8 protein-coding genes are annotated in these 6473 nt (G+C 48.0%); 7 read left to right on the plus strand and 1 reads right to left on the minus strand.

From position 1 onward, the window contains the following. The coding region (locus DW015_RS13655; RefSeq protein WP_207659396.1) for a hypothetical protein at positions 1-226 on the minus strand (226 nt) is incomplete at its 3' end. A 74-nt stretch (positions 227-300) separates the two neighbouring features. Here DW015_RS13655 and mobC point away from each other — a divergent pair. From mobC to DW015_RS13065, 7 genes are all read left to right on the plus strand, one after another. Next, a complete protein-coding gene (mobC, locus tag DW015_RS13035) occupies positions 301-612 on the plus strand; it encodes a plasmid mobilization relaxosome protein MobC (protein WP_117905940.1) in 312 nt (103 codons plus the stop codon). Further along, positions 612-1934: a relaxase/mobilization nuclease domain-containing protein gene (locus DW015_RS13040; protein ID WP_181979937.1), complete on the plus strand. Its 1323-nt coding sequence runs from the start codon at positions 612-614 to the stop codon at positions 1932-1934. The genes mobC and DW015_RS13040 overlap by 1 nt, the downstream gene beginning before the upstream one ends. Positions 1935-2477: 543 nt before the next feature. After that, a complete protein-coding gene (locus DW015_RS13045) occupies positions 2478-2756 on the plus strand; it encodes a DUF6809 family protein (RefSeq protein ID WP_117905942.1) in 279 nt (92 codons plus the stop codon). Positions 2757-2927: 171 nt separating this feature from the next. Beyond that, positions 2928-3146, plus strand: coding sequence for a helix-turn-helix domain-containing protein (locus tag DW015_RS13050; RefSeq protein WP_117905943.1), 219 nt, complete (start codon positions 2928-2930; stop codon positions 3144-3146). After that, positions 3143-4357, plus strand: coding sequence for a tyrosine-type recombinase/integrase (locus DW015_RS13055; protein ID WP_117905944.1), 1215 nt, complete (start codon positions 3143-3145; stop codon positions 4355-4357). Before DW015_RS13050 ends, DW015_RS13055 begins: the two co-directional genes overlap by 4 nt. Positions 4358-4395: 38 nt before the next feature. Continuing rightward, positions 4396-4884, plus strand: coding sequence for a hypothetical protein (locus tag DW015_RS13060; RefSeq protein WP_207659397.1), 489 nt, complete (start codon positions 4396-4398; stop codon positions 4882-4884). A gap of 189 nt (positions 4885-5073) precedes the next feature. Further along, positions 5074-6294: a tyrosine-type recombinase/integrase gene (locus DW015_RS13065; protein ID WP_117905946.1), complete on the plus strand. Its 1221-nt coding sequence runs from the start codon at positions 5074-5076 to the stop codon at positions 6292-6294. Positions 6295-6473 lie beyond the last annotated feature (179 nt).

The raw sequence follows: 6473 nt of genomic DNA on the forward strand, positions 1-6473 counted from the left end.
TCACGGCTGAGTTACTGTCACGCACAAAAACGCCCGTTTTTGCCGCCGATACAGAAATCGGGTAGTTATCCCACCTGCGGCGGCGAAATCGATTGTCGTGCAACGTGGAGCGAGTGTGGCGAATAAAGCAGTAACGAATCGTTACGGAATTATTCGCAGAGGGCAGGAGCAGTGGCTGGGGGCGAAAAATCAACCCTTCTGGGTTGGCAAGCATAGCTGCCGGCATTCCGCCTGCCGCCTTGCTTGTCGGGCAGAAGCCCGAACCCACTTTAATTGGCATAAGAAAAGGAGGTAGATAACATGAGAAAACGAAACACAACCATAGCGATACGCTGCACAGAGGAAGAAAGCAGGCGTATCCATGAGCTCGCCGAGAGGCACGGATTAAAGCTGAACGACTTCGTAATGCGGTGCGCTCTCGGCAAGAAAATCGTTGTCGCCAACGGCATCGATGAGATAGTCCGGCAGCAGAAAGCTATCGGTCGAAACCTGAATCAGATAGCTACACTTGCGAATATGGACAGGCTGACCGCCGTGAACTTCCAGCCGCTCCTCGATGAGCACAGGAAGGTCACGGAGCTGATAGGTCAGCTGCTGAGGGAGGTGAAATAGTGGCAACGGTCACAGCGATAAGCACAAAGGGAGGTGGCGGCGGTAAGAAAAGTCTGGAATACATCTGCCGCGATGACAAGACCGAGGGCAAGAAATATGTGACGGCTCTCTATTGTTCGCTGCCCACTGCCTATCAGGAATTCAAAAATACAAGAGAGATGTACGGCAAGACTGACGGTGTGAAGTACTATCACTTCGTTCAGTCGCACCCAAGCGGCTACAAGATAGAGCCTGCACTTACTCATAAGATAGCAGTTGAGTTTGCTGAGAAAGCATTCCCGGGACACGAAGTTGTTGTGGCAACTCACACTGATGTCGACCATATACACTCGCACTTCATACTCAACGCAGTCAACGCTGAGACAGGTCTGAAGTACCACTCAAACAAGTTCACACTGCAAGAGCTGCGGCAGCTCAGCGATGAAATTTGTCAGAAGTACGGAGTGACAACTCTCAAGCAGCCCGAGCTCGGAAAGCAGACTAACGGTGTGACCACAGGCGAGTACAGGTGTGCAATGCGACAAGAGAGCTGGAAAATGAATCTCATCAATACAATAGATACGGTCATGAAACGAGCTAAGAGCAAGAAACAATTCCGCTTCTACATGAAGCAGTGTGGCTACGATGTGAAATGGGAGGACAGCCGAAAGTACATCACATACACTTGTCCCAACGGCAGGAGATGCCGCGACAATAAATTGCACGAAGCGAAATACAGGAAGGAGAATATGGAATATGAGTTCGAAATTAGACGAAATGAAAGCAGCTTCAAAGCAGAATATTCAGGAGGCACAGGACATACCAACTATGGTCTGCGTCCAGGAACACAACTGGCTGGCGTTGATATCACAGCTGAAACTGCTGTCGGATATGTCAATCGAAACGAAGGCGAGAGCCGACGCAACTATGACATACGAACAGATGAAATGGCACTTGGAGAATCAGCAGACGATACTCGATCAAGTCATAGAGAGGTCACTGGCGATACAGAAGCAGACGTCACAAAACGTGACGGCAGAGGTGTCGAAACTGGATCAGGCGGCGGAGGATCTCGTATCACAGGCTGGGAGGCTGAACGAGCAGACCTTATCGCAGCTGAAATGCTCCGAAGAGCAGAGCAGAAGTCTCGGCTTCAGACTGCTTCGAATGGTGGTGCTGATAGAGTTTCTGCACCTGATATCGTCGGTGGCATTGCTGCTCTGGCTTCGATAATCGAGGACGAACCTTCCGACGATACTAAGTATGCTCGGGAGCACGTTGACAGAAAGGCATTGGCAAAAGAGATACGGAAGAAGGAAGAGCTCGGTATGCATATGGGTTGACTATGACTCAGGGATAAAACGACCGTGAGTTATTATTCAGAGTTCGACTACCGTGACGGTACTTGAAGTCCAGAAACAGGACTGCACTCAGTCCTACCTCAGGACCGAGTTCCCGAAATGGGAATTCGATATGGCGGGATAAAATGTCCCGTCATGACGATGGGGTGGTGAATCGCCGCCTCATAAACCTGAGTCGGCAAAATGCAGGCTCGGCAAAGGGCTGAACGAAATGTTCTATGCTTATATACCAGCCTTAATTCAAGGCAGGTGCAGAACGGTTTGTTCAGTACCGACAGGCGTTGCCAAAATGGCAGCGCCTTCAAATCATCCATATCGGAAGGTATGAGCTGACAGAACGATTCGTTCGGTCAGTAGAAGAAGTAACGAAACGTGACGGCGTCTCAATCACCCAAGGGGTATCGTGAAATCCGATACCCTTGTAGTGGTTGTGCTCGGTATCAACAGCCAACATTCGTCCAGTCTGGTGAATGGATTTCGTCCGAGAGCTGTGGTATGATTGATGGTCAGGAGGTGACCGCAGCAATGAAGTTGCAGGATCTATACTACGGAAACATAACGCCTTGTGAGCACAGCGTTAAGAGCGAGTCCGAGTACGCCAAACGAACTCGCGACCTGCTTGATATGTGTGACTCGCTGGAGAAAAGGCTGTCGGCTGACGATAAGAAGCTGCTAAATGACATAACGGATACGCATGAAAAGCTGTCCGAGACAATGGTGGCTGAGAGCTACGCACAGGGCTTTCGTGACTGTGCCGAGCTGATAATTGATGTGATGTTCGGCAGGAGCGATAACCTGAAATAACGTCATAAAACAATAAAATTTAGTAAGGGTACGGCAAATTACCGTACCCATTTTCGTATCAAGGAAGCGGCAAACCACCGCTCCCTTCAAATAAATAACAAAGGAGAAATGTAAAATGAACAATTCAATAATCATAATCGTGTTTAGAATAATAAAGAGAGGTGTTAGCTATTGGCAGAAATTGAAAAGATGTACGACAAGATGTTTACCGATTACCCCGACGTGGTGAGCGTTCCGCAGCTGATGAAAATGCTGTCGGTAGGCCGCCATGCTGCTTATGAATTAGTAAGCAGCGGCGAGATACAGAGCTTCAAGGTCGGAAAGAATATAAGGATACCGAAGATAAAAGTTATTGAATACATACTCGGAGCAAGGAGGTGCTGCCTATGAAAAATGTGACAGGAAGTCTGCAAACCAAGCGCGGCAAGTACTATGCCGTGCTGAATTTATATGACCATACAGGCAAACGAAAACAGAAGTGGATATCCACTGGATACGAAGTCCGAGGAAATAAGAAAGCTGCGAAAGCCTTCCTCGACGAGCTGCTTGTCGCCTACAACAAGAAGCAGCAGGCAGCACTGAAGGTCATATCCAAAATGAAATACCCCGAACGATTCATTAAGGAGCAGAGCCGAATAATGGCTCTGCCCCTGTTTTTATACATCGAAGAATGGATTGACCATGCGTCTGCGAGGCTCCAACCGACTACCATTGACGGTTACAGAAGTCTCTGCAACGGACGAATAAAAGAGTTCTTCGAAAGCAGAGGCACTACCGTTTATGATCTCACAGGCGAGGACTTGAACGAGTTCTACGCCTATCTTACGAGGCAGGGACTGAAAGGCGTTACTCAGCAGAAGTACCATGCGCTGATACATTCGGCGTACAGCTTTCTTGTGAAGCACCAGTACATTGACAGCAATCCCTGCGACTTCGCCGACCGTCCCAAGGCTGAGAAGTACCGCGGAGCGTACTATACTCAATCAGAGCTGACGAAGCTGTTCCGTGCTGCTAAGGAGAGCGAGATATACATTCACGTACTTCTCGCTGCTTATTATGGACTTCGCCGCAGCGAGGTCCTCGGTATCAAGTGGAGCAATATAGACTTCGGGAACGGCACTATCCGCATTGCTCACAAGGTCGTGGAGCAGAAGGTAGACGGCAAATACCAGACAGTCGGTCACGACAAAATGAAAACGGAGTCCAGCAACAGGATACTTCCGCTGATGAAGGAAGTGGCAATGGCACTGCGGAGGCTGAAGCTCCACCAGGATGAGCAGCGCCGTTTATGCGGAAATTCCTACGTTCACGAATACGACGACTACGTCTGCGTGAACGAGATAGGACAGCTCCTCAGACCGAATTATATATCAGCAAAGTTTAGTGAGCTTCTGAAAGAAAACAGCTTGAAGCACATACGCTATCATGACCTTCGCCATAGCTGTGCCAGTCTGCTTCTTGCAAACGGAGTGCCGATGAAAGAGATACAGGAGTGGCTGGGACACTCGAACTACCGCACAACAGCCGACGTTTATTCTCATCTTGATTTCAGCAGCAAGGAGCATTCGGCTGAGATAATTTCGCAGATGCTGGCGGTGTGATGTTGACAATATGAATTGGCTGATGTATAATTTTAGTAATGAGTACCAGAATTCTGAGGGGTGGAGAAAAAGTGGGTAATTTATATAGATTTAAGTGTCCGAACTGTGGATTTGAAAAAGAATACCGTGATGGTGGCGGATTCTTTACTAAAGAATACTATGACGAATCGAAAAAACTATCATCAGAATTCAAAAGTAATATTGAAAATGGGAAATATGGTTTGATACTTAAAGCCATGGCTTTAGCAGACGAAAAAGGTGAGCTGTACTATGATTGTGATACTCATTTATACCAGTGTACAAGCTGTTATGCATTGAATGTATATAGAGGAAAAAGAGTATACAGAAACGGTATCTGTAACCTTACCCCAAAGTTCGATTCAAATTATGAATTATCCGCTGAAATAGAACAGTATTGCCCTGTTTGTTCTAAAGGTAAAATAAAAAGAGTTGATACACAGCGGGTTATATGTCCCGAATGTAAGAATGAATTATTGAATATGCTTTTGCATGGGAAATGGGATTGAAAATCTATTTTTCTATTACATTTTCGTCATATACTAATCTTAGCCGGAAAGCTAACCACTTTCCGGTTTATTTTTTTGCTCCCGCAAATGTGTCTGAAATCTTAATTCTGAGTCCGAATATTGCTTTTCGGGACAGGTTGTGGTATACTGTAGTCGCTGAAGCGGATTTCCAAAACAGGAGGTCAAAAAATGAAAGAAGTAACAGGAAATCTGCAAGTAAAAAACGGCAAGTACTATGTGCTTGTGAATCTGTACGATCGCAGCGGCAAGCGTTCCATAAAGTGGGTAGCGCTGGGACTGGACGCAAGAGGCAACAAGAAGGCTGCCAAGGCTCGTATGGCGGAGGTGCTTGATGAGTACAACCGCAGTCAGCGAAAGCTCATGAGAGCCGTCAGCAAGAAGAAAGCTCCCGAGCAGTTCATTCAGCGGCGCGAAGAGATACAGTCTCAGCCGATAGCGGAGTTTCTCACAGACTGGATAGATTCAGCGTCAAACAGGCTTCAGCCGTCCACGATAGACGGCTATATGAAAATGGTGAACGGCAGGATAACCGAGTTCTTCGGGAACAGCGGTATAACGATAGGTGACCTTGCAGGCGAGGACCTCAACGACTTCTATGCCTATCTTGAAGACTCAGGCTTGTCGGGAACGTCGGCTCTGCGCTATCACGGACTTATCCACGCAGCATTCAGCTATGCGGTGAAGAAGGAGCTCCTCGACGATAATCCCTGCGACCACGCAGACCACCCGAAGAGGGAGCGATACCGAGCCTTATTTTACAGTGAGGACGAGCTGAGAGACCTGCTTATGGCGGCAAGGGAGAGTCCCATATACATTCCCGTAATGCTTGCGGCTTACTACGGACTCAGGCGCAGCGAGGCTCTCGGACTGAAATGGAGCAACATCGACTTCCAGTCCAAGACCATTTCCATATCCCACAAAGTCATCGAGGCTAACGTGGACGGCAAATATCAGGCAAAGGGCTTCGACAGAATGAAGAACCAGTCCAGCAACAGGATGCTTCCGCTCATTGAGGACGTCGAAAACGAACTGCTCTATCACCGACAGCAGCAGTCTATGAATGCGGCAGTGCTTAGAGGTGCGTACTGTCACGACTGCGACGATTACGTCTGCACTGACGCCACAGGTCAGCTTATGCGTCCGAACTTCATATCGGTGCAGTTCGGAAAGCTGCTCAAGGACAACGGATTCCGACACATACGTTACCACGACCTGCGTCACACCTGTGCAAGCCTGCTCTTGAAGAACGGTATACCCATGAAGGCGATACAGGAGTGGCTGGGACACTCAACATTCGAGGTAACAGCCAACATTTATGCTCATCTGGACTACTCAAGCAAGGAGAGCTCGGCGGCAAAAATGGCACAGCTGCTTGCAATAAGCGAATAAAATAAGTCCTGCACAGAACTTTTGACAGTTCCGCACAGGACGCACAAAATATCCAAGTGTTAGAAAAGTGTTAGAAATGAACAGCCGTTCATAAATGGCAAATGCCGTAAACGGCGAGTTTACGGCGTTTTTTGGCAGGGGCAGAAGGATTCGAACCCTCGGCACGCGGTTTTGGAGAC

The sequence above is a fragment of the Ruminococcus sp. AF37-20 genome (assembly GCF_003460465.1).
GTDB lineage: Bacteria > Bacillota > Clostridia > Oscillospirales > Ruminococcaceae > Hominimerdicola > Hominimerdicola aceti.